The following is a 21,674-nucleotide window of genomic DNA, read 5'->3' as shown; positions in this document are numbered from 1 at the left end:
CCATACGTCCATCCGCTCATTAGCATGCACTGCTCTGCATGAACTTGCACTTGTGAGTCGTCCTTGTTAATCTTCGCTGCATAGTCATGCGGAGGTGAGTATGGGGATCCGAGTCGCGGTCGCCGGAGCGAGCGGCTACGCCGGAGGTGAGTTGCTGCGTCTGGTCGCCGGGCACCCGGAGTTCGATCTGGTCGCCGCCACGGCGCACCGCCAGGCCGGGCACCGCGTCGACGTGGTGCACCCGCAGCTCACCGGGCTCGACCTGGTGCTCGGCGAGACCGACCCGTCGACCCTGGCAGACGCCGACCTGGTCTTCCTGGCGCTGCCGCACGGCGAGTCGGCGGCCCTCGCGGCCCAACTGCCGCCCCAGGTGCGCATCGTCGACCTGGGCGCCGACCACAGGCTCGCCGACCCGTACGCGTGGGCGCAGTACTACGGCGGCACGCACGCCGGTCAGTGGACCTACGGGCTGCCCGAGCTGCCCGGCCAGCGGGAGCTGATCGCCGGCTCGACCCGGGTCGCCAACACCGGCTGTTACGCCGCCGCGATCACCCTGGCGCTGGCGCCGCTGATCGCCGACGGCGCGGCCAGCCCCGCCGACGTGGTGGTGGTCGCCGCCTCCGGCACGTCCGGCGCGGGCCGGGCGGCGAAGCCCCACCTGCTGGCCAGCGAGGTGCTGGGGGACCTGTCGCCGTACCGGGTCGGCACCCACCAGCACGTACCCGAGATCAAGCAGGCCACCGGCGCGACCGGCCTGTCGTTCACGCCGGTTTTGGCGCCGATGCCGCGCGGCATCCTGGCCACGGTCACGGCGGTGCCGGCGCGCGGCGTCGACCCGCAGGAGGTGCTGGCGCGGGCGTACGCGGACACGCCGTTCGTGCACGTGCTGCCCGAGGGTCGCTTTCCGCACACCGCCGCGACGCTGGGTTCCAACTCGTGCCACCTGCAGGCCACCGTCGACGTGGACTCCGGTCGGTTGATCGTGCTCAGCGCCCTGGACAACCTGGGCAAGGGTGCCGCCGGTCAGGCCGTGCAGAACGCCAACCTGATGCTCGGCCTGCCGGAGACGACGGGCCTGTCCGTCTGGGGAGTCACACCATGAGCGTCACCACCCCTCGGGGTTTCCGGGCGGCCGGCGTGGCCGCCGGTCTGAAGGCCAGCGGCGGCGCGGACGTCGCGCTTGTCGTCAACGACGGCCCGGACGCCGGTGTCGCCGGTGTCTTCACCACCAACCGGGTCAAGGCCGCGCCGGTGCGCTGGACCCAGCAGGTCGTGCAGGGCGGTGTGGTCCGTGCCGTGGTGCTCAACTCCGGTGGCGCGAACGCCTGCACCGGCCCGGCCGGCTTCCAGGACACGCACGCCACGGCCGAGCACACGGCAACCGCGCTGAGCGCGGTCAGTCCGCGGCTGCTCCTCGGCGCCGGGGACGTGGCGGTCTGCTCCACCGGCCTGATCGGTGAGCGGTTGCCGATGCCGAAGCTGCTGCCCGGGGTCCGTGCGGCGATCCGGGGTCTGTCGCGCGACGGCGGTCCGGCCGCCGCCGAGGCCATCATGACCACCGACACCCGGCCGAAGACGACTGTGGCCCGGGGCAGCGGATGGACGGTCGGTGGGATGGCCAAGGGCGCCGGCATGCTCGCGCCGGGCATGGCCACCATGCTCTGCGTGCTCACCACCGACGCGGTGGCCGGGCCGGCGGCGCTGGACGAGGCGCTGCGGGCGGCCACCCGGGTCACCTTCGACCGGGTCGACTCGGACGGCTGCATGTCCACGAACGACACGGTGCTGCTGCTGTCCAGCGGTGCGAGCGGGATCGAGCCGACCCCTGCCGAGTTGGCCGCGGCGGTGACCACTGCCTGCCACGACCTCGCCCAGCAGTTGGTGGCCGACGCCGAGGGCGCCACCAAGCAGGTCGCCATCGACGTGGTCGGTGCCGCCGACGAGGACGACGCGGTCGAGGTCGGCCGTTCGGTGGCCCGCAACAACCTGGTCAAGACCGCGTTGTTCGGCAACGATCCGAACTGGGGCCGGATCCTCGCCGCGGTCGGCACGACCACCGCCGCCTTCGACCCGGACGAGGTGGACGTGGCGGTCAACGGGGTGTGGGTGTGCCGGGGTGGCGCGGCCGCCGAGGACCGCTCGAAGGTCGACCTCACCGGCCGGGACGTGACGATCCGGATCGACCTGCACGTCGGCGACGCGGTGGCGACGATCTGGACCAACGACCTGTCCCACGCGTACGTGCACGAGAACTCGGCCTACTCGACATGAGTCTCAGTGGTGATCTCACGCGCGCCCAGATCAAGGCGGAGACGCTGATCGAGGCCCTGCCGTGGCTGGCGCGTTTCTCCGGCTCGACAGTGGTGGTCAAGTACGGCGGCAACGCGATGACCGAGCCGGCCCTGCAACGGGCGTTCGCGGCCGACATGGTGTTTCTGCGCTACGCCGGCCTGAAGCCTGTGGTGGTGCACGGCGGCGGTCCGCAGATCTCCGCCATGCTGGGCCGGCTCGGCATCGCCAGCGAGTTCCGGGGCGGCCTGCGGGTGACGACGGCCGAGGCGATGGACGTGGTCCGGATGGTGCTGGTCGGGCAGGTGGGGCGCGAGCTGGTCGGGCTGATCAACTCGCACGGCCCGTTCGCCGTCGGGCTCTCCGGCGAGGACGCCCGGCTGTTCACCGCGGTGCGCCGCCCCGCGTACGTGGACGGGTTGCCTGTCGATGTCGGTCAGGTCGGCGACGTCGAGTCGGTGGACGTGTCGGCGGTGACCGACCTCATCGACGCCGGTCGGATCCCGGTGATCTCGACTGTCGCGCCGGACGTCGACGGTGTGCTGCACAACCTCAACGCGGACACCGCCGCCGCCGCGCTCGCCGTCGCGTTGCGGGCCCGCAAGCTGGTCGTGCTCACCGACGTGGCCGGCCTGTACGCGGACTGGCCGGACACCACAAGCCTGGTCTCCGAGATCACCGCGGACGACCTGGCCAAGCTGCTGCCCAGCCTCGAGTCGGGGATGGTGCCCAAGATGGAGGCGTGCCTGCGCGCGGTGCGCGGGGGTGTGCCCGCCGCGCACGTCGTCGACGGTCGGGTGGCGCACTCGACGTTGCTGGAGGTCTTCACCTCGGAAGGGTTCGGAACGATGGTGGTGCTTCAGGACGGGATGGTCGGGGCATGAGCAGCCTGGTGCAGCGGTGGACGCAGTCCATGATGGACAACTACGGCACGCCGCCGCTGGCGCTGGTCTCCGGCGCGGGCGCGGTGGTGGTCGACGAGGCCGGCCGCGAATACCTCGACCTGGTCGGCGGGATCGCGGTGAACGCCCTCGGTCACGCTCACCCGGCGGTGGTGGCCGCGGTGTCCAAGCAGGTCGCGACGCTCGGGCACGTCTCCAACCTCTACGTCGCCGAGCCGCCTGTCGCCCTGGCGGAGCTGCTGCTGGCGCTCGCCGGCCGGCCCGGCCGGGTCTTCTTCGCCAACTCGGGTGCGGAGGCGAACGAGGCCGCGTTCAAGCTGTCCCGGCGCACCGGCCGCACGCACGTGGTCGCCACCAACGGCGCGTTCCACGGTCGCACCATGGGCGCCCTCGCCCTGACCGGGCAGCCCGCCAAGGCCGACCCGTTCCGGCCGCTGCCCGGCGAGGTGACCCACGTCGACTACGGCGACGTCGCCGCCCTCGAGGCGGCCGTCAGCGACGCCACGGCCATGGTGATCCTGGAGCCGATCCAGGGCGAGAACGGCGTCGTCGTCCCGCCGGCCGGTTACCTGGCGGCGGCGCGTCGGATCACCGCGCGGCACGGAGCGCTGCTGGTGCTCGACGAGGTGCAGACCGGCATCGGCCGTACCGGGCACTGGTTCGCCCACCAGGCCGAGGGCGTGGAGCCCGATGTGGTGACCCTGGCCAAGGGGCTGGGTGGCGGGCTGCCGCTCGGCGCGACGATGGCCTTCGGTCGGGCCGCCGACCTGCTCACCCCCGGCTCGCACGGCACCACGTTCGGAGGCAACCCGGTGAGCTGCGCCGCCGCGCTCGCCGTGGTGGCCACCATCGCCAACGAGGGGCTGCTCGACCACGTCAAGCGCGTCGGCGAACGGCTGCGCCGGGGCGTCGAGGCGCTGGGCCATCCGCTGATCGACGGCGTACGCGGTGCGGGGCTGCTGCTCGGCGTGACGCTCACCGCGCCGGTGGCGCCGGTGCTCGCCGAGGCGCTGCGAGACGCCGGCTTCCTGGTCAACGCGGTGCAGCCGGGTGTGGTCCGGCTCGTCCCGCCGCTGATCCTCACCGCCGCCCAGGTCGACGCCTTCCTCGCCGCGCTGCCCGCCGCCCTGGACGCGACCGCCCCGGCGACCGCCGACCGCACGCCGACCACCACCACGACGGGAACGACCGCATGATCCGGCACTTTCTGCGCGACGACGACCTCTCGCCCGCCGAGCAGTCAAGCGTCCTCGACCTGGCGGCGCGGATGAAGGCCGACCGCTTCGGTTACCAGCCGCTGGCCGGCCCCCGTTCGGTGGCGGTGCTCTTCGACAAGCAGAGCCTGCGCACCCGGATCTCGTTCGACGCCGGCATCGCCGAGCTGGGCGGGCACCCGCTGGTCGTGGACACGCAGGTCACCCACTTCGGTAGGGGCGAGACGCTCGCGGACGCCGGACGGGTGCTGTCCCGCTACGTCGCGGCAGTCGTCCTGCGTACCCACGGCGACGACCGGATCGCCGAGGTGGCGAGCGGCGCGAGCGTCCCGGTGATCAACGCGCTCACCGACGGGTTCCACCCCTGCCAGCTGCTGGCGGACCTGCTCACCATCCGGGAGCGCTGCGGTGGCACGGCCGGCCGCACCCTCACCTACGTGGGCGACGGCGCCAACAACATGGCGCAGTCGTACCTGCTGGCCGGGGCGACGGCCGGGATGCACGTTCGCATCGCCGGGCCGGACGGCTTCGCGCCGGACGCGGCGGTGGTGCGGCGGGCCGGCGAGATCGCCGCCGGCACGGGCGGGTCGGTACGGGTGCTGACCGACCCGGCTCAGGCGGCCCGCGACGCCGACGTGCTGGCCACCGACACGTGGACGTCGATGGGGCAGGAGGCCGACGGACTGGACCGGGTCACCCCGTTCCTGCCGTACCAGGTCAACAAGGAGCTGCTCGGCCACGCCGCGCCGGACGCGATCGTGCTGCACTGCCTGCCCGCCCACCGGGGTGAGGAGATCACCGACGAGGTGCTCGACGGCCCGCAGAGCGCGGTCTTCGACCAGGCGGAGAACCGGCTGCACGCCCAGAAGGCCCTGCTGACGTTCCTGCTGGGCGCCGCGACGGGAGGCGCCGCGACCGGCGACACCGCCACCGGGACGACGCGATGACCTCCCCGCTGACCCGCGCCGCCCGGCACGCCAGGATCGTGGAGCTGATCCGGGACCGGCCCGTACGGTCGCAGACCGAGCTGGCCGACCTGCTCGCCGCCGACGGCGTCGTCGTCACCCAGGCCACCCTCTCGCGGGATCTGGAGGAGCTGGGCGCGGTCAAGGTGCGCGGCGGCGACGGTCCGGCCGTCTACCTGATCCCGGAGGACGGCCAGCGACCGCTGCGCGACGCCGAGGCCGCGCCGGCCCGGCTGGTGCGGCTGCTGCGTGAACTGCTCAACGGGGTCGACTCCAGCGGCAACATCGCCGTGCTGCGTACCCCGCCGGGCGCAGCCCAGTACCTGGCCAGCGCGTTGGACCGGGCGGGCCTGCCCGAGATCGTCGGCACCATCGCCGGCGACGACACCATCCTCGTCGTGGCCCGTGAGGCCGTCGGCGGGGCCGCGCTCGGTGACAAGCTCGCCGGCTGGGCCCGCCGGGACGACACAGTCGAAGGGAACACCACGTCATGACCGAGCGGGTCGTCCTCGCGTACTCCGGGGGATTGGACACCTCCGTGGCGATTCCCTACCTGGCCGAGCAGACCGGCGCCGAGGTGATCGCGGTGGCGGTCGACGTCGGGCAGGGCGGGGAGGACCTCGACGCCATCCGGCAGCGCGCGCTGGACTGCGGCGCCGCCGAGTCCGAGGTCGTCGACGCGCGCGACGAGTTCGCCGCCGACTACTGCGTGCCGGCCATCCGGGCGAACGCCCTCTACATGGACCGCTACCCGCTGGTGTCCGCGCTGTCCCGGCCGCTGATCGTCACGCACCTGGTGGCGGCCGCGCGCAGGCACGGCGGGACGATCGTCTCGCACGGCTGCACCGGCAAGGGCAACGACCAGGTCCGGTTCGAGGTGGGCCTGAACGCCCTGGCCCCCGACCTGAAGATCATCGCCCCGGCCCGCGACTTCGCCTGGACCCGGGACAAGGCGATCGCGTTCGCCGAGGAGAAGGGGCTGCCGATCGACGTGTCGGCGAAGTCCCCGTACTCGATCGACCAGAACCTGTGGGGCCGCGCCGTCGAGACGGGCTTCCTGGAGGACATCTGGAACGCGCCGATCGAGGACCTCTACTCGTACACCGACGACCCGGCGGAGCCCCGCGACCCCGACGAGGTGGTGATCACCTTCGACGGCGGCGTACCGGTCGCCATCGACGGCGAGACCGTCACCCCGTACCAGGCGATCCTGGAGCTGAACCGGCGTGCCGGCGCGCAGGGCGTCGGCCGGCTCGACATGGTCGAGGACCGCCTGGTCGGAATCAAGAGCCGTGAGGTGTACGAGGCGCCCGGCGCGATCGCCCTGATCACCGCCCACCAGGAGTTGGAGGCGGTGACAGTCGAGCGGGACCTGGCCCGGTTCAAGAAGAGCGTCGACCAGCGCTGGGGCGAGCTGGTCTACGACGGCCTGTGGTTCTCGCCGCTGAAGGGCTCGCTGGACGCGTTCATCGACGACGCGCAGCGGCACGTGAGCGGCGAGGTGCGGTTGACCCTGCACGGCGGCCGGGTCACCGTCACCGGTCGGCGCTCCGAGGAGAGCCTGTACGACTTCGGGCTGGCCACCTACGACACCGGGGACACCTTCGACCAGTCCCTGGCGAAGGGTTTCGTGCGTCTGTGGGGTCTGCCGAGCGGAATGGCCGCGGCGCGCGACGCCCGGCTGGGCGGGTGACGACCATGGGGACCACAATGGGCGGGGTGGACGACAAGAGCCTCACCGAGAACAGCGCCGGCACCAACCGGACGAGCCTGTGGGGTGGCCGGTTCGCCGGCGGCCCCGCGGAGGCGCTCGCCCGACTGTCGGTGAGCGTGCAGTTCGACTGGCGCCTGGCCCCGTACGACATCGCTGGTTCCCGGGCGCACGCCCGGGTCCTCGCCGGCGCCGGCCTGCTCGACCCGGAGGAGCTGGGCCGGATCCTGGCCGCCCTGGACGACCTGGAGGCGGCCTGTGCCTCGGGGGCGTTCCGGCCCACGGTCGACGACGAGGACGTGCACACGGCGCTGGAGCGGGGTCTCCTGGAGCGCCTGGGCAGCCTCGGCGGCAAGCTGCGCGCCGGCCGGTCCCGCAACGACCAGGTCGCCACCGACCTGCGGCTCTACCTGCGTGACCACGCGCGGGGTGTGGCCAGCCGCCTCGTCGAGCTGGCCGAGGCGTTGGTCGAGCAGGCCGAGCGGCACGTCGACACCGCCGCGCCCGGCATGACCCACCTCCAGCACGCCCAGCCGGTCACCTTCGGGCACTGGCTGCTCGCCCACGTGCAGCCGCTGCTGCGCGACCTGGAGCGGCTGCGCGACTGGGACCACCGGGCGGCGGTCAGCCCGCTCGGCGCGGGCGCGCTCGCCGGTTCCGGGCTTCCGCTGGACCCGGTGGCCGTGGCCAAGGAGCTGGGCTTCCGGACGTCGTTCGCCAACTCGATGGACGCGGTCGCCGACCGGGACTTCGTCGCCGAGTTCCTCTTCACCACCGCGCTGATCGGGGTGCACCTGTCCCGCCTCGGCGAGGAGGTGGTGCTCTGGACCTCGCACGAGTTCGGCTGGGTCGAGCTGGACGACTCGTTCGCCACCGGCTCGTCGATCATGCCGCAGAAGAAGAACGCGGACATCGCGGAGCTGGCGCGGGGCAAGTCCGGCCGGCTGGTCGGCGGGCTGGTGACCGTGCTCACCATGCTCAAGGGCCTGCCGATGACCTACGACCGGGACATGCAGGAGGACAAGGAGCCGGCCTTCGACGCGGTCGACACCCTGGAGCTGCTGCTGCCGGCCCTGGCGGGGATGATCTCCACGATGACGGTCCGGGTGGACCGCCTCGTGGCCGCCGCCCCGGTCGGGTTCTCCCTGGCCACCGAGGTTGCCGACTGGCTGGTCCGGCGCAACGTGCCGTTCCGCGACGCGCACGAGATCACCGGCCGGCTGGTGGCGCTCTGCGCGGCCCGGGAGTGTGAGCTGGAGGACGTCTCCGACGCCGACCTTTCCGCGGTCAGCGAGCACCTCGACCCGTCGGTGCGCGACGTGCTCTCGGTGAAGTCGGCCCTCGCGGCCCGGACCACCCCCGGCTCGACAGGCCCCGGCCCGGTCGCCGACCAGCTCGCCGCCGCGGCGGACCGGCTGGCCGGCTGGCGGGACTGGGCCACCGAGCGGGTCGTACCCCGCTGAGGTCACCGTGGCGTCGGCGCGAGCCGCCGGCGCCACTGTCGGTTCAGGCCGCCGGGCGCTCCCGCTTGGGGAGCTTCGCCACGACCATGTCGTACGAGGCGTCGACAGCCTCGGTCAGCTCGTCGCCGTCGATGCCGCCGTCGAGTCGCAGCGTGTTCCAACCGGACCGACCGATGTAGGCCATCACCCGGGCGTCGTGGGGGTGGCGGTGCAGCCACTCGTCGGCGATCTCCCGGGTCTGGCCGCACTTGATGCCGACAGTGGGCTTTCCGTCGCCGTCGCCGAGGAACGCGAAGATCCGGCTGCCCACCTTCACCACCTCGTCGCCCTCCCACGGCCGGTCCAGCCAGGCTCCCGGCTTGGCCAGGCAGTACGCCAGCATCTCCGCGCGCTCCATGGGTGCCTCCTCGCGTTGCGCACAGTCTGCCCGTCCGGCGGCCGATCCGCCGGTCCCCGGCCGATCCGATCGCCGGGCTCGCCGCGGACCAGTGGGTCGCGTCGGTGCCGGGTGGATCAGGGGGTCTGCTCGGACGAGCGGGCCGCGACCCGCTCGTAGCGCTGCCGGGCGGCCTGCGCGCTGCCCAGCCCCAGCCCGTACGCGATGGACTGCCAGGTCAGCCCCCGGTCGCGGGCGAGCGTCAGCAGCCCCGCCTCCAGGGCGTCCAGCTCGGCGCGGACGTGCGGCAGCAGGGTCAGCGCGGCGGTGAGGTCGGCGGCGTCCACCGGCTCCTCGGTGGGCTCCCGCTCGGCGCCACCTGCGGCGAGGGCGGTGACCAGGGCCACCGCCTCCCACGGGTCCAGCACGTACGGGTGGGCCCAGCGTCCCCGCCGGGCGTCGGAGCCGGCGTGCCGCTCGCTGATCCGTTGCAGCGCCTCGTGGGTGCGGTGGGCGCGAGCGCGGGCCGGGTCGGGGGCGGTGAACAGCTCCTCGGTCGTCATGTCCCGAGCACACCCCATCAACGTCAAATTGTCAACAGATTGTTGAAGCGTGGCGGCACGGCCGTGCCGTGCCGCCACGCCACGGTTCAGAGCGCCAGGTCGAACCGGTGCTCGTCGGTGATCGAGTTGCACAGCGCGTCGCAGGAGTTCCCGGTCACCACGCCGAACGCCACACCCGGCGCGAAGGGACGCTCGGTGGCGGTCACCGCGATCCGCACCTTCTGGGTGGTGGCGTCGCAGGCCACCTTGCGGGTGGTCGTGCCGGTCCGCATCGTGTCCCCGATCGCCTGGGCGACCTTCACGGTCAGGTCCACCTGCGTCGGCTGCGAGCAGGTCAGGGTGACCGGGACGAAGACGGCCGCCCCACTGGCGTCGATCTTGCCGATGCCGCCCAGCACGACTGCGGTCAGCGGAGCGCCGTCGGTTGCGGCGCCCACCTGCGACGGGGCGCTGGCGCTTGCCGACGGAGCGAGGGCCAGCACGGCCCCGGCCGCGGCCAGGCCGATGGCGAGAAGGGGGCGGCGAATCGTGCGTACGGTCATGGTGGTTCCTCTCCCGATGTGCCGCCGCGCCCTGCGACGACACCCGATACACCCGCCGGCCGCCGGGCGGGTTTCGGCGGATCGGATGGCGAGAAGGTGAACCCTGGTGGGCCTCGCGGTGGCCGGCGGGATCGGTCGACAGGGTGCTCGGGGTGCGGTCTGGGTACCGTTCGGGTCATGGAACTCGCGCCGGACGACGGCAGCGCCGACGCCGACCGGGAGGCGCTGGCGAGCCTGCTCACCGGTCCACTGCTGCCAGCCGCGCGGGGCCTGCTGGGTTGTCGGCTGTCCGCCGGCGAGGTCACCGTCCGGATCACCGAGGTCGAGGCGTACGCCGGCACGGCCGGTGACCCGGCCTCGCACGCGCACCGCGGCCGCACCGCGCGCAACGCTGTGATGTTCGGCCCCGCCGGGCACGGCTACGTCTACTTCACCTACGGCATGCACTGGTGCATGAACGTGGTCACCGGCATCGAAGGGGAGGCCGCCGCCGTGCTGCTGCGCGCCGGTGCGGTGGTCGAGGGCCTGGACACCGCGCGGGCTCGCCGGCCGGCGGTGCGGCGGGACGTGGACCTGGCCCGGGGGCCGGCCCGGCTCTGCGCCACGCTCGGCATCGACCGCGCGGTGTACGGCGCGTACCTGCTCGGCGACGGCCCGGTCCGGTTGCGCCCGCCGGTGCGGCAGGTGCCGGACGAGACGGTGGTGGCGGGGCCCCGGGTCGGCGTGACCGGCGCGCACGATCTGCCGTGGCGGTTCTGGCTGGACGGCGATCCGACGGTCAGCGCGTACCGGCGGCACGTGCCCCGCGTCCGCCGCTGAGCGCGGCTCCCGGCGTGTGGCCGGCGGGCCTGTCGGGGGGTGTGGCCATAATCACCCCATCTGCCCACCGACGGTTCGGAGGACGTCCATGGCAACGCTGCTCGCGATCGGCACCGCGAAGGGGTTGTTCCTCGCCACCAGCGCCGACGACCGGCGCACCTGGGAGGTCAGCGGCCCGCACCACCCGCAGACGAGCGTCTACGCGGTCGCGCTCGACACCCGCCGCGCCACCCCGCGGCTGCTCGCCGGGGTGACCAGCTCACACTTCGGTCCCAGCGTCGCGACGAGCGACGACCTCGGCGCCTCCTGGGACGACCCGGACCACGCGCCTGTCGCGTTCCCGGCCGACACCGGTGCCAGCCTGGGGCGGGTCTGGCAACTCATGCCGGCCGGCGCCGACGAGCCGGACGTGGTCTGGGCCGGCACCGAGCCGTCGGCGCTGTTCCGCTCCACCGACGGCGGCCGCAGCTTCGAGCTGGTCCGCGCCCTCTGGGACCATCCCCACCGCCCGCACTGGCAGGCCGGGTTCGGCGGCCAGGCCGTGCACACCATGCTGCCCCACCCGCGCGACCCGGCCCGAGTGCTTGTCGCCATGTCCACCGGCGGGGTCTACCGCTCGCAGGACGCCGGCGCGAGCTGGGCCCCGGGCAACGTCGGCATCCGCGCCGCCGGCCTGGCCGACGAGTGGCCGGAGTTCGGCCAGTGCGTGCACAAGGTCGCACGGGACGCCGGCAACCCCGAGCGGCTGTACGCGCAGAACCACTTCGGCGTCTACCGCTCCGACGACGACGGCCGCACCTGGTCGTCGATCGCCGACGGGCTGCCCAGCGACTTCGGCTTCCCGATGGTGTCGCACCCCGCCCGACCCGGGATGGTGTGGACGTTCCCGCTGGTGGCCGACGTCGAGCGGTTCCCCACCGACCACCGTTGCCGGGTGTTCCGCTCCGCCGACGCCGGCGGCAAGTGGGAGCCGCTGTCGGTGGGCCTGCCCGAGGGCCCGTTCTATCCGGCGGTGCTGCGCGACGCGATGTGCGCCGACGACGCCACTCCGGGCGGCGTCTACTTCGGCACCCGCTCCGGCGAGGTCTACGCCAGCCGGGACGAGGGCGACTCCTGGTCGCAGGTGGCCGCACACCTGCCCGACGTGCTGTGCGTCCGGGCGGCGGTGGTCTGAGTGGTGACCGTGCTGCTGCCCGGCCCGCTGCGCGGCGAGGCCGGCGGGGCGAGCCGGCTCAGCGTCGACGCGGGCGGCACGCTGGGGGCCGTCCTCGACGAGCTGGCCGCCGACCATCCCCGGCTGGCTCGGCGGATCCGCGACGAGCGCGGCGAGCTGCGCCGCTACGTGAACGTCTACGTCGACGGGGAGGACTGCCGGCACTCCGGCGGGCTTGCCACGCCCGTCGGCGAGGGCGCCCAGGTGCAGGTGCTGCCCTCGGTCGCCGGCGGCTGATTCCCGGAGGTGACCGGCGCCACTGCGAGACGTGCCGCCGACGGAATAGTTGACTCGTCAAATAAGTTGTGGGCTGCGTCCGGGTACCACGACGGCACCCGGTTGACACGCGAGGAGCTGGTCATGCAGTTCGGAGTCTTCACCGTCGGTGACGTCACGGTCGATCCGACCACCGGTCGGGAGCCGACCGAGCATGAGCGGATCAAGGCGATGGTCGCCATCGCGCTCAAGGCCGAAGAGGTCGGGCTCGACGTCTTCGCCGCCGGCGAGCACCACAACCCGCCGTTCGTCCCGTCGTCCCCGACCACCATGCTCGGTCACATCGCTGCCCGCACCGAACGGCTGCTGCTGTCCACCGCGACCACGCTGATCACCACCAACGACCCGGTGAAGATCGCCGAGGACTACGCGATGCTCCAGCACCTGTCCGACGGCCGGGTGGACCTGATGATGGGCCGCGGCAACACCGGCCCGGTGTACCCGTGGTTCGGCAAGGACATCCGCGCCGGCATCCCCCTCGCGATCGAGAACTACGACCTGCTGCACCGGCTGTGGCGCGAGGACGTGGTCGACTGGAAGGGCAAGTACCGCACCCCGTTGCAGTCCTTCACCTCGACGCCGCGCCCGCTCGACGGTGTGCCGCCGTTCGTCTGGCACGGCTCGATCCGCAGCCCCGAGATCGCCGAGCAGGCCGCCTACTACGGCGACGGCTTCTTCGCCAACCACATCTTCTGGCCCAAGGAGCACACCCAGCGGATGGTCGGGCTCTACCGCCAGCGGTACGCGCACTACGGTCACGGCTCCGCCGACCAGGCAATCGTCGGCCTCGGCGGCCAGGTGTTCATGCGGCGCAACTCGCAGGACGCGGTCCGGGAGTTCCGGCCGTACTTCGACAACGCCCCGGTCTACGGGCACGGGCCGTCGCTTGAGGAGTTCACCCGGGAGACCCCGCTGACCGTGGGCAGCCCGCAGCAGGTCATCGACCGCACGCTCGGCTTCCGCGAGTACGTCGGCGACTACCAGCGGCAGTTGTTCCTGATGGACCACGCCGGGTTGCCGCTGAAGACGGTGCTGGAGCAGCTCGACCTGCTCGGCGAGGAGGTCGTGCCGGTGCTGCGCAAGGAGTTCGAGGCGCTGCGTCCCGCGCACGTGCCGGACGCGCCGACCCACGCCTCCCTGGTCGCCGCCGCGGGTGGCGGCAAGGACAGCACCGTGCACGCCGTCGACGACGTGACGGGCAAGGCGCCGGAGGGGGCGACCCGATGACCCGCCGCACGCTCGCCGTGGTCTCGGCGGGGCTGAGCCAGCCCTCGTCCACCCGGTTGCTCGCCGACCAGCTCGCCGGGGCGACCCGCGACGAGCTGGTCCGGCGCGGCGCCGAAGTGGAGCTGCGGGTCGTCGACCTGCGCGAGTACGCCCACGACGTGGTGAACAACATGCTCACCGGGTTCCCGCCGGCCGCGCTGCGCGAGGCCACCGACGCGGTGACCGGGGCGGACGGCATCATCGCCGTGACGCCGATCTTCAACGCGTCGTACAACGGGCTGTTCAAGTCCTTCTTCGACGTGCTGGAGGCCGAGTCGCTCGTCGACCGCCCGGTGCTCATCGGCGCCACCGGCGGCACCGCCCGGCACTCCCTCGCCCTGGAGCACGCCCTTCGCCCGATGTTCAGCTACCTGCGGGCGGTGGTGGTCCCCACCTCGGTCTTCGCCGCCCCGGAGGACTGGTCCGGTGGCACCGCCGACGGCGCACTGCGCGGCCGCATCCGACGCGCCGCCGGCGAGTTGGCCGACCAGGTCGAGCACCGGCTGCCCGCAAGCGGCCCCGCCGACCCGTTCGCCCTCACCACCGACTTCCTGCAGATGCTCGGCGGTGGCGACGACGCTCCGGTCACCTCGGCGGGTCGTACGGGTGCGCGACAAGCACCGGGCAGTGCGCGTGCTGAATCGCAGCCTGGCTGACCGAGCCGAGCAGCAGACCGGTGAACCCGTGCCGGCCCCGGGTGCCCACGACAAGCAGCGACGCCGTGCCGCTCGCCTCGATGAGCCCCCGGGCCGCGCCAGTCGCCCGGATCGGGTGCTCCCGCACCACCAGCTCGGGATGCTCGGCCCGGACGACAGCGGACGCCTCGGCCAACAGCCGCACCGACTCGGCCTGGTACGCGGCCTGCGCCTCCTCGATCTCGTCCGGCAGCGGCCGGTCCCCGTCCAGCGGGCCGACGTGCACGAGCACCAGCGGCACGTCCCGTAACGCCGCCTCGGCGGCGCCGTAGCGCACGGCCACCCGCGACGATGCGGACCCGTCCACGCCGACGAGCACCGGCGCGTCCGTGTCGATCGGCTGCTCGTCCGGGCGGACCACAAGCACCGGGCAGTGCGCGTGCGCGGCCACCTGCGCGCCTACCGAACCGAGCAGCAGCCCGGCGAAGCCGCCCAACCCGCGGCTGCCCACCACGACGAGATCAGCCCGTCGGGACTCCTCGACAATCGTCGCGCCGGGCCCGCCGGCGACCTGACGGGCCTCGACGGCGAGGCCGGGCCACCTGTCGGCCAGGTCGGCCGCCGTCCGTTCCACAATCGTCCGCGACTCCTCCGAGGGCGCCGGCACCCCGAGGTCGTACGGGTTGAGGGGCACGCCGTAACCGAGCGGGTGCAGGTAACCGTGCACCAGGTGCAGCGGCCGGGACCGGAGCAGGGCGGCACGGGCCGCGTGCTCCGCGGCGACGAGGCTGGACGGCGATCCGTCCACACCCACCACGACAGGTCTGACCATCGGCACTCCCTGGGTCGGTCGACTCATTGTCGGCGGCGAGAGGCCGCGGTGGCGCCGAACGGGCCGGGCCGGTGCGCCCCAGACTGTCACCGGCGCTGCGTACCCTCGCCGGATGACCTCCGATGTGCGGCTGCGCCCGGTCCACGAGGACGACCTCGTGGAGTTCTTCCTGCACCAGCAGGACCCCGAAGCCAACCGGATGGCCGCGTTCGGCCCCGAGGACCCGTCCGACCACCGCGAGTTCGCCAGGCACTGGGCGCGGGTGCTCACCAACCCGGCGAACCGGGTCCGCACCGTCGAGGCAGACGGCGAGGTGGTCGGCTACGTCAGCGCCTTCCCGGTCGACGACCAGACCGAGGTCAGCTACTGGATCGACCCGGCCCGCTGGGGCCGGGGCCACGCCACCGCGGCCCTGGCCGCCCTCCTGCGCGAGCTTCCCCGGCCGGTGCACGCCCGCGCCGCCAAGGACAACGCCGCCTCGCTCGCGGTGCTGCGCAAGTGCGGGTTCGTCGTGGTCGGTGAGGACTCGGGGTACGCCAACGGGCGCGGCGCCGAGGTCGAGGAGTGGCTGTTGGAGCTGCCCGCCGACGCCCCTGACCTGGGCGGGCACTAGTCTCGCCTGGTGAACTGGTGGGATCTGGTCGGCTGGGCCGGCTCCGCGGTGCTGGTCTGGTCGTTGTTGCAGTCGCGCATCCTGCGGCTGCGCGCGCTCAACCTCGTCGGCTGCGTCGTGCTGATCGGCTACAACGCCGCCATCGAGGTCTGGCCCATGGTCGGGCTCAACATCGTCCTCGCGGTGATCAACATCTGGTACCTGCGGGGGATGCTCGCCACCCGCCACGACGAGCAGACCTACCAGGTGGTGGAGGTCGGCGTCGGTGACCAGTTCCTGGCGCACACGTTGCGGATCCACGCGCCTGACATCGCCCGGTTCAACCCCGACTTCCACTGGGATCCGACCGCCAGCGACCGGTCGGCCTTCCTCGTCGTCACCGCGGACGAGGTGGTCGGGGTGGTGCTGTCGCACGCCGAGGCGCGCGGGGTCGCCCAGATCGACCTGGACTACGTGACCCCGAAGTTCCGCGACTTCACCCCCGGCGAGTTCGTCTACCGTCGCAGCCGCCTCTTCACCGAGCGCGGCTTCCACCGGGTCGTCAGCCCGCCGGGCATGGTGGCCCCCTACTACCATCGGCTCGGCTTCCGCCCCCAGGGCGACTCGTACGTCCTCGACCTGCCCGCGTCACCGGCCACCGATTCGGCGTAGCGTCGCCCGAGCAGGATTCGGCCGAGGCCGCACGGGGCACAGAAGCGCGTACGCCGGGCGGGCTCGCCGACCGGCGGGCGCCGTGCGTACGGGCCGGCGCCACCACCGTGAGGGAGCGAACCGGGCGTGCAGAGCTACGGGAGCCAACTGGCCCTGGTCGGGATCCTGGTCGTCATCAACGCGCTCTTCGCCGGCAGTGAGATGGCGTTGGTGTCGCTGCGGGACAGCCAGATCCAGCGGTTGGAGCGCACCAGCCGGGCCGGACGGGTGCTGGCCCGGCTCGCCAAGGACCCGAACCGCTTCCTCGCCACCATCCAGATCGGCATCACCCTCGCCGGCTTCCTGGCCTCCGCCGCCGCGGCGGTCTCCCTGGCCAAGCCCCTCGTTCCGCTGCTCGGGATGTTCGGGAACGCCGCCGGGACGGTGGCCATCGTGGTGGTCACCCTCGCGCTGACCTTCGTCACCCTGGTCTTCGGCGAGCTGGCCCCCAAGCGGATCGCCATGCAGTCCGCCGAGCGGTGGGCGCTGCTTGTGGCCCGCCCGCTCGACCTGCTCGCCAGTCTCACCCGCCCGGCCGTCTGGGCCCTCGGCGCCACAAGCGACCTGGTCGTACGCCTGGTCGGGCTCAACCCGAAGCACCAGCCGGAGGAGATCGGCCCGGACGAGCTGCGTGACATCGTCGCGGGCAACCACGGGTTCACCAAGGAGCAGCGCACCATCATCGCGGGCGCCGTGGAGATCGCCGACAGGCGGTTGCGGGCTGTGCTCGTACCCCGATTGCAGGTTTTCACGCTCGACAGCGGGACCACCGCGGAGGCCGCGCGGCTCGTGCTGGCCGCCACCGGGCACTCCCGGGCGCCGGTGGTGCGTCACGGCGGCCTGGACGACACCGCCGGTGTGATCCACCTGCGGGACCTGGTCGGCGTGCCCGACGACCGGCCGGTCGACGAGATCGCCCGGCCGCCGATGCTGCTGCCCGACTCGCTGCCGGTGGTGGACGCGCTGCGTCAGTTCAAGGCCGAGCGTCAGCACATCGCGCTCGTCGTGGACGAGCGCGGCGCGGTCGACGGCATCGTGACGCTTGAGGACATCCTGGAGGAGATCGTCGGGGAGATCTACGACGAGACCGACCGGGACGGTTACTCGGTGCGCCGCGAGCCGGACGGCACCGTGGTGCTGCCCGGCACCTTCCCGGTGCACGACCTTCCGGACATCGGCGTCGAGCTGCCCTCGCGGCCGGCCGGTGACTACACCACTGTCGCCGGGCTGGTCCTGGCCCGCCTCGGGCACATCCCCACCGTCGCCGGTGAGGACGTCACCCTGGACGGCTGGGTGCTGACGGTGGCCGACATCGACCACCGGGCCATCACCGAGGTACGCCTGAGCCAGCTCTCCACCGACGACGCCGACGACAACGGTGACGACGCCGACCAGGCCGTCCAGCCGGTGCTGGACGAGGCTCGCAGCTGACCGCCTGCGGCTGACCGGCTCAGTCCCGGGACAGGTTCTGCAGCCGGACCTGACCACGGGCGACCAGCCGCCCGTCGGCGTCGGTGATCTCCACCTGCCAGAGCTGCTGGCTGCGACCCCTGTGCACGGGCGTGCCGACCGCCCGCAGTTCACCGTCGCGGACGGCGCGCAGGAAGTCGGTCTGGTTCGACACCCCGACGACAGTGCCGCGGTCGGCCAGCCAGAGCGACCCCCCGACGCTGGCAGCGGTCTCCACCACGGAGCAGTACACGCCGCCGTGCTGGATGCCGAACGGCTGGTGCAGCTCCGGGCGGACCTGCCAGCTGATGACCACCTGGTCGGCTGTCGCCTCCTCGAACTTCAGGCCGAGCAGGGCGACGAAACCACCCGTCAGATCCGGCATCTCCACGGCGAAACCCTCCTCGATCAACGGGCCGCCAGCCTAACCGGGGCGGGTTGCGCCAAACCCGGTACGGGTCGGTGCCGGCGATGGGGGAGAATCGGTGACCGTGACCGACAGCAGCCGCCCGCCGTCCGGGCGGGACTCCCTGACCGACGACCTGCTCTGGCGTGGCCTCATCCAGGACTCGACAGGCCTCGACGAGCTGCGTGAGCTGCTCGACGGCGGGGGCGCCGCGACCTACTACGTGGGGTTCGACCCCACCGCGCCGAGCCTGCACGTCGGCTCGCTCATGCAGGTCACCACGGCCCGCCGTCTGCAACTCGCGGGTCACCGCCCGTTGCTGCTGGTGGGCGGGGCGACCGGGCAGATCGGCGACCCGAAGGAGAGCGCCGAGCGGACGCTCAACCCGCCCGAGGTGATCGCCGGCTGGGTCGAGCGGATTCGCGACCAGCTCGCGCCCTTCGTGTCGTACACGGGTGAGAACGCGGCGCAGCTGGTCAACAACCTCGACTGGACCGGCGAGATGTCGGTCGTCGAGTTCCTCCGCGATGTGGGCAAGCACTTCCCGGTGAACAAGATGCTCGCCCGGGAGGTGGTGCGCGCCCGGCTGGAGACGGGCATCAGCTTCACCGAGTTCAGCTACCAGCTGTTGCAGGCCAACGACTTCTTCGAGCTGCACCGCCGCCACGGCTGCCAACTTCAGTTCGGTGGGTCCGACCAGTGGGGCAACATCACCGCCGGCGTGGACTACGTCCGGCGGCGCGGTGCGGGGCCGGTCCAGGCGTTCACCACGCCGCTTGTCACCAAGGCCGACGGCACGAAGTTCGGCAAGACCGAGGGCGGCGCCGTCTGGCTCGACCCCACCCTGACCAGCCCGTACGCCTTCTACCAGTTCTGGCTCAACGTCGACGACCGGGAGGTCGACCGCTACCTGCGGTACTTCAGCTTCCGCTCCCGAGACGAGCTGGAGGAGCTGGCGAAGGCGACGGCCGAGCGGCCGGCGGCCCGGCTGGCCCAGCGGGCGCTGGCCGAGGAGCTGACCACGCTTGTGCACGGCGCCGAGGAGGCCCGGCAGGCGGTCGCCGCCAGCCAGGCGCTGTTCGGGCGCGGTTCGCTTGACGAGCTGGCACCGGAGACACTGCGCGCGGCGTTGGCCGAGGCCGGTCTGGTGCGCATCCCTGGGGAGCTGCCGGACGTGGCGGGCCTGCTGCGGGACTCCGGGCTGGTGACGGGTCTCAAGGAGGCGCGGCGCGTGATCGCCGAGGGTGGCGCCTACGTGAACAACAACCGGGTGACCGAGGTGGACGCCACCGTGTCGGTGGACGACCTGTTGCACGGTCGGTACCTGGTGCTGCGCCGGGGCAAGCGGTCATTCGCAGGCGTTGAGCTGGGCGAATAGTCGGTTGTCGACGATGTGACGGGGGACGCGTCCGGCGAATTTGACGATCATCGGGCCGGACGCGTAACTTTCTCTCTGCCAGCGCGGAACGGACGAAACAGGCGAAAGCCTGAAGCGGCCGGAGCGCGGCGACGACCTCGGGGTCGGGCGGGTTCGCCGGCCGGATCCCGATCGGGTGGTGCCCATGGAAACGCCGCGAGGCGGATTTGGTGCGGCGGAACCGACCGGGTAAGGTTGTCAGCCGGCAGGGAAACGGGCGAGCAAGCGGGAAACCGCTGCGGCCGGCCTGCCACCACCGTGACGAGAGCGGCGCAAGCCGATCGAGACATGGTGCCCGCAACACGGAAGAAAGCACGACGAACCGCGAAACACCGGTTTGACACGGCAGAAACCAGCGGGTAACGTAGTAAAAGTGCCTGGCGCTGGAAAGCGCCGAGCACGTGAACGAAAAGCCCCGGGATGGTGGCCCACTGGTTGGGTTGTTTGATCGGTGTGTGGTTGTTCTTTGAGAACTCAACAGGGTGCTTGTAAAGCCAGTGCCAATTATGATTTATACCCCGGACTGGTCAGTTTTTCTGGCTGGTTGGGATTCCTTTGGCAACATTTGTTTGTTGTCAGGATGCTGTTCAACTAATTTTTTGTTGGAGAGTTTGATCCTGGCTCAGGACGAACGCTGGCGGCGTGCTTAACACATGCAAGTCGAGCGGAAAGGCCCTTCGGGGTACTCGAGCGGCGAACGGGTGAGTAACACGTGAGCAACCTGCCCCAAGCTTTGGGATAACCCCGGGAAACCGGGGCTAATACCGAATATTACTTCTGGCCGCATGGCTGGTGGTGGAAAGTTTTTCGGCTTGGGATGGGCTCGCGGCCTATCAGCTTGTTGGTGGGGTGATGGCCTACCAAGGCGACGACGGGTAGCCGGCCTGAGAGGGCGACCGGCCACACTGGGACTGAGACACGGCCCAGACTCCTACGGGAGGCAGCAGTGGGGAATATTGCACAATGGGCGGAAGCCTGATGCAGCGACGCCGCGTGAGGGATGACGGCCTTCGGGTTGTAAACCTCTTTCAGCAGGGACGAAGCGAGAGTGACGGTACCTGCAGAAGAAGCGCCGGCCAACTACGTGCCAGCAGCCGCGGTAAGACGTAGGGCGCGAGCGTTGTCCGGATTTATTGGGCGTAAAGAGCTCGTAGGCGGCTTGTCGCGTCGACCGTGAAAACTTGGGGCTCAACCCCAAGCCTGCGGTCGATACGGGCAGGCTAGAGTTCGGTAGGGGAGACTGGAATTCCTGGTGTAGCGGTGAAATGCGCAGATATCAGGAGGAACACCGGTGGCGAAGGCGGGTCTCTGGGCCGATACTGACGCTGAGGAGCGAAAGCGTGGGGAGCGAACAGGATTAGATACCCTGGTAGTCCACGCTGTAAACGTTGGGCGCTAGGTGTGGGGGGCCTCTCCGGTTCCCTGTGCCGCAGCTAACGCATTAAGCGCCCCGCCTGGGGAGTACGGCCGCAAGGCTAAAACTCAAAGGAATTGACGGGGGCCCGCACAAGCGGCGGAGCATGCGGATTAATTCGATGCAACGCGAAGAACCTTACCTGGGTTTGACATGGCCGCAAAACCTCCAGAGATGGGGGGTCCTTCGGGGGCGGTCACAGGTGGTGCATGGCTGTCGTCAGCTCGTGTCGTGAGATGTTGGGTTAAGTCCCGCAACGAGCGCAACCCTCGTTCGATGTTGCCAGCGCGTTATGGCGGGGACTCATCGAAGACTGCCGGGGTCAACTCGGAGGAAGGTGGGGATGACGTCAAGTCATCATGCCCCTTATGTCCAGGGCTTCACGCATGCTACAATGGCCGGTACAATGGGCTGCGATACCGTGAGGTGGAGCGAATCCCAAAAAGCCGGTCTCAGTTCGGATCGGGGTCTGCAACTCGACCCCGTGAAGTCGGAGTCGCTAGTAATCGCAGATCAGCAACGCTGCGGTGAATACGTTCCCGGGCCTTGTACACACCGCCCGTCACGTCACGAAAGTCGGCAACACCCGAAGCCGGTGGCCCAACCCTTGTGGAGGGAG

Annotated in this window: 22 protein-coding genes and 1 rRNA gene; 18 read left to right on the top strand and 5 right to left on the bottom strand. The window is 71.6% G+C overall.

The annotated features are described in order from the left end of the window. Positions 1 to 100 precede the first annotated feature (100 nt). The 8 genes from argC to argH are packed head-to-tail and all read left to right on the top strand — an operon-like array spanning position 101 to position 8,544. Complete coding sequence (argC, locus tag OOJ91_RS28190; RefSeq protein WP_266249895.1) at positions 101 to 1,102, top strand: N-acetyl-gamma-glutamyl-phosphate reductase; 1,002 nt, start codon at positions 101 to 103, stop codon at positions 1,100 to 1,102. After that, a complete protein-coding gene (gene argJ / locus OOJ91_RS28185) occupies positions 1,099 to 2,271 on the top strand; it encodes a bifunctional glutamate N-acetyltransferase/amino-acid acetyltransferase ArgJ (RefSeq protein ID WP_266249894.1) in 1,173 nt (390 codons plus the stop codon). The genes argC and argJ overlap by 4 nt, the downstream gene beginning before the upstream one ends. Next, positions 2,268 to 3,173 carry an acetylglutamate kinase gene (gene argB / locus OOJ91_RS28180; protein WP_266249893.1) on the top strand — a complete coding sequence of 302 codons (906 nt, stop codon included), beginning with the start codon at positions 2,268 to 2,270 and terminating at the stop codon, positions 3,171 to 3,173. The genes argJ and argB overlap by 4 nt, the downstream gene beginning before the upstream one ends. Further along, positions 3,170 to 4,387 carry an acetylornithine transaminase gene (locus OOJ91_RS28175; RefSeq protein WP_266249892.1) on the top strand — a complete coding sequence of 406 codons (1,218 nt, stop codon included), beginning with the start codon at positions 3,170 to 3,172 and terminating at the stop codon, positions 4,385 to 4,387. Before argB ends, OOJ91_RS28175 begins: the two co-directional genes overlap by 4 nt. Then, positions 4,384 to 5,352 (top strand): ornithine carbamoyltransferase, encoded by a 969-nt coding sequence (argF, locus tag OOJ91_RS28170; protein ID WP_266249891.1) that lies wholly within the window; start codon positions 4,384 to 4,386, stop codon positions 5,350 to 5,352. Before OOJ91_RS28175 ends, argF begins: the two co-directional genes overlap by 4 nt. Next, positions 5,349 to 5,864 carry an arginine repressor gene (locus OOJ91_RS28165; RefSeq protein ID WP_266249890.1) on the top strand — a complete coding sequence of 172 codons (516 nt, stop codon included), beginning with the start codon at positions 5,349 to 5,351 and terminating at the stop codon, positions 5,862 to 5,864. The genes argF and OOJ91_RS28165 overlap by 4 nt, the downstream gene beginning before the upstream one ends. Further along, positions 5,861 to 7,063, top strand: a complete 1,203-nt coding sequence (locus tag OOJ91_RS28160) for an argininosuccinate synthase (protein ID WP_266249889.1) — start codon at positions 5,861 to 5,863, stop codon at positions 7,061 to 7,063. Before OOJ91_RS28165 ends, OOJ91_RS28160 begins: the two co-directional genes overlap by 4 nt. 17 nt (positions 7,064 to 7,080) lie before the next feature. Beyond that, entirely contained in the window at positions 7,081 to 8,544 is a 1,464-nt protein-coding gene (argH, locus tag OOJ91_RS28155) for an argininosuccinate lyase (RefSeq protein WP_266251445.1), read from the top strand. 43 nt (positions 8,545 to 8,587) lie between these two features. Here the strand turns inward: argH and OOJ91_RS28150 are convergent, their stop codons facing one another. From OOJ91_RS28150 to OOJ91_RS28140, 3 genes are all read right to left on the bottom strand, one after another. Beyond that, entirely contained in the window at positions 8,588 to 8,941 is a 354-nt protein-coding gene (locus OOJ91_RS28150) for an MmcQ/YjbR family DNA-binding protein (protein ID WP_266249888.1), read from the bottom strand. A gap of 116 nt (positions 8,942 to 9,057) precedes the next feature. Beyond that, positions 9,058 to 9,483, bottom strand: a complete 426-nt coding sequence (locus tag OOJ91_RS28145; protein WP_266249887.1) for a DNA-binding protein — start codon at positions 9,481 to 9,483, stop codon at positions 9,058 to 9,060. Positions 9,484 to 9,569: 86 nt separating this feature from the next. Then, the gene (locus tag OOJ91_RS28140) at positions 9,570 to 10,025 is read right to left on the bottom strand and encodes a hypothetical protein (RefSeq protein ID WP_266249886.1); all 456 of its coding nucleotides are present in this window, start codon (positions 10,023 to 10,025) and stop codon (positions 9,570 to 9,572) included. A 177-nt stretch (positions 10,026 to 10,202) separates the two neighbouring features. On the opposite strand from OOJ91_RS28140, the gene OOJ91_RS28135 reads away from it, so the two are divergent. From OOJ91_RS28135 to OOJ91_RS28115, 5 genes are all read left to right on the top strand, one after another. Continuing rightward, a complete protein-coding gene (locus OOJ91_RS28135) occupies positions 10,203 to 10,844 on the top strand; it encodes a DNA-3-methyladenine glycosylase (protein WP_266249885.1) in 642 nt (213 codons plus the stop codon). A gap of 88 nt (positions 10,845 to 10,932) precedes the next feature. Next, positions 10,933 to 12,018 carry a WD40/YVTN/BNR-like repeat-containing protein gene (locus OOJ91_RS28130; RefSeq protein WP_266249884.1) on the top strand — a complete coding sequence of 362 codons (1,086 nt, stop codon included), beginning with the start codon at positions 10,933 to 10,935 and terminating at the stop codon, positions 12,016 to 12,018. After that, positions 12,019 to 12,294 carry a ubiquitin-like small modifier protein 1 gene (locus OOJ91_RS28125; protein WP_007458463.1) on the top strand — a complete coding sequence of 92 codons (276 nt, stop codon included), beginning with the start codon at positions 12,019 to 12,021 and terminating at the stop codon, positions 12,292 to 12,294. It abuts the gene before it with no gap. A gap of 123 nt (positions 12,295 to 12,417) precedes the next feature. Next, entirely contained in the window at positions 12,418 to 13,560 is a 1,143-nt protein-coding gene (locus tag OOJ91_RS28120) for an LLM class flavin-dependent oxidoreductase (protein WP_007458465.1), read from the top strand. Continuing rightward, positions 13,557 to 14,255 (top strand): FMN reductase, encoded by a 699-nt coding sequence (locus tag OOJ91_RS28115; RefSeq protein WP_266249883.1) that lies wholly within the window; start codon positions 13,557 to 13,559, stop codon positions 14,253 to 14,255. Before OOJ91_RS28120 ends, OOJ91_RS28115 begins: the two co-directional genes overlap by 4 nt. Here the strand turns inward: OOJ91_RS28115 and OOJ91_RS28110 are convergent. Continuing rightward, positions 14,185 to 15,066: a universal stress protein gene (locus OOJ91_RS28110; protein WP_439117136.1), complete on the bottom strand. Its 882-nt coding sequence runs from the start codon at positions 15,064 to 15,066 to the stop codon at positions 14,185 to 14,187. The two genes, OOJ91_RS28115 and OOJ91_RS28110, sit on opposite strands and share 71 nt — an antisense overlap. A gap of 112 nt (positions 15,067 to 15,178) precedes the next feature. Here OOJ91_RS28110 and OOJ91_RS28105 point away from each other — a divergent pair, with 112 nt between their 5' ends. From OOJ91_RS28105 to OOJ91_RS28095, 3 genes are all read left to right on the top strand, one after another. Then, a complete protein-coding gene (locus OOJ91_RS28105) occupies positions 15,179 to 15,679 on the top strand; it encodes a GNAT family N-acetyltransferase (RefSeq protein ID WP_266249882.1) in 501 nt (166 codons plus the stop codon). A gap of 9 nt (positions 15,680 to 15,688) precedes the next feature. Next, a complete protein-coding gene (locus OOJ91_RS28100) occupies positions 15,689 to 16,330 on the top strand; it encodes a hypothetical protein (protein WP_266249881.1) in 642 nt (213 codons plus the stop codon). Between the two features lie 126 nt (positions 16,331 to 16,456). Next, complete coding sequence (locus OOJ91_RS28095) at positions 16,457 to 17,800, top strand: hemolysin family protein (RefSeq protein WP_266249880.1); 1,344 nt, start codon at positions 16,457 to 16,459, stop codon at positions 17,798 to 17,800. A 19-nt stretch (positions 17,801 to 17,819) separates the two neighbouring features. Here the strand turns inward: OOJ91_RS28095 and OOJ91_RS28090 are convergent, their stop codons facing one another. Next, a complete protein-coding gene (locus tag OOJ91_RS28090) occupies positions 17,820 to 18,203 on the bottom strand; it encodes a PaaI family thioesterase (protein ID WP_266251442.1) in 384 nt (127 codons plus the stop codon). 106 nt (positions 18,204 to 18,309) lie between these two features. Between OOJ91_RS28090 and tyrS the strand changes: the two genes are divergently transcribed. Continuing rightward, positions 18,310 to 19,602, top strand: coding sequence for a tyrosine--tRNA ligase (gene tyrS / locus OOJ91_RS28085; RefSeq protein ID WP_266251441.1), 1,293 nt, complete (start codon positions 18,310 to 18,312; stop codon positions 19,600 to 19,602). 638 nt (positions 19,603 to 20,240) lie between these two features. Continuing rightward, a 16S ribosomal RNA gene (locus OOJ91_RS28080) occupies positions 20,241 to 21,674 on the top strand; the annotation flags it as partial.

It is taken from the genome of Micromonospora lupini, from assembly GCF_026342015.1.
In the GTDB taxonomy this organism is placed as follows: domain Bacteria; phylum Actinomycetota; class Actinomycetes; order Mycobacteriales; family Micromonosporaceae; genus Micromonospora; species Micromonospora lupini_B.
Note: the sequence above shows the minus strand (reverse complement) of the source record. Positions and strands in the feature narration are given on the sequence as shown.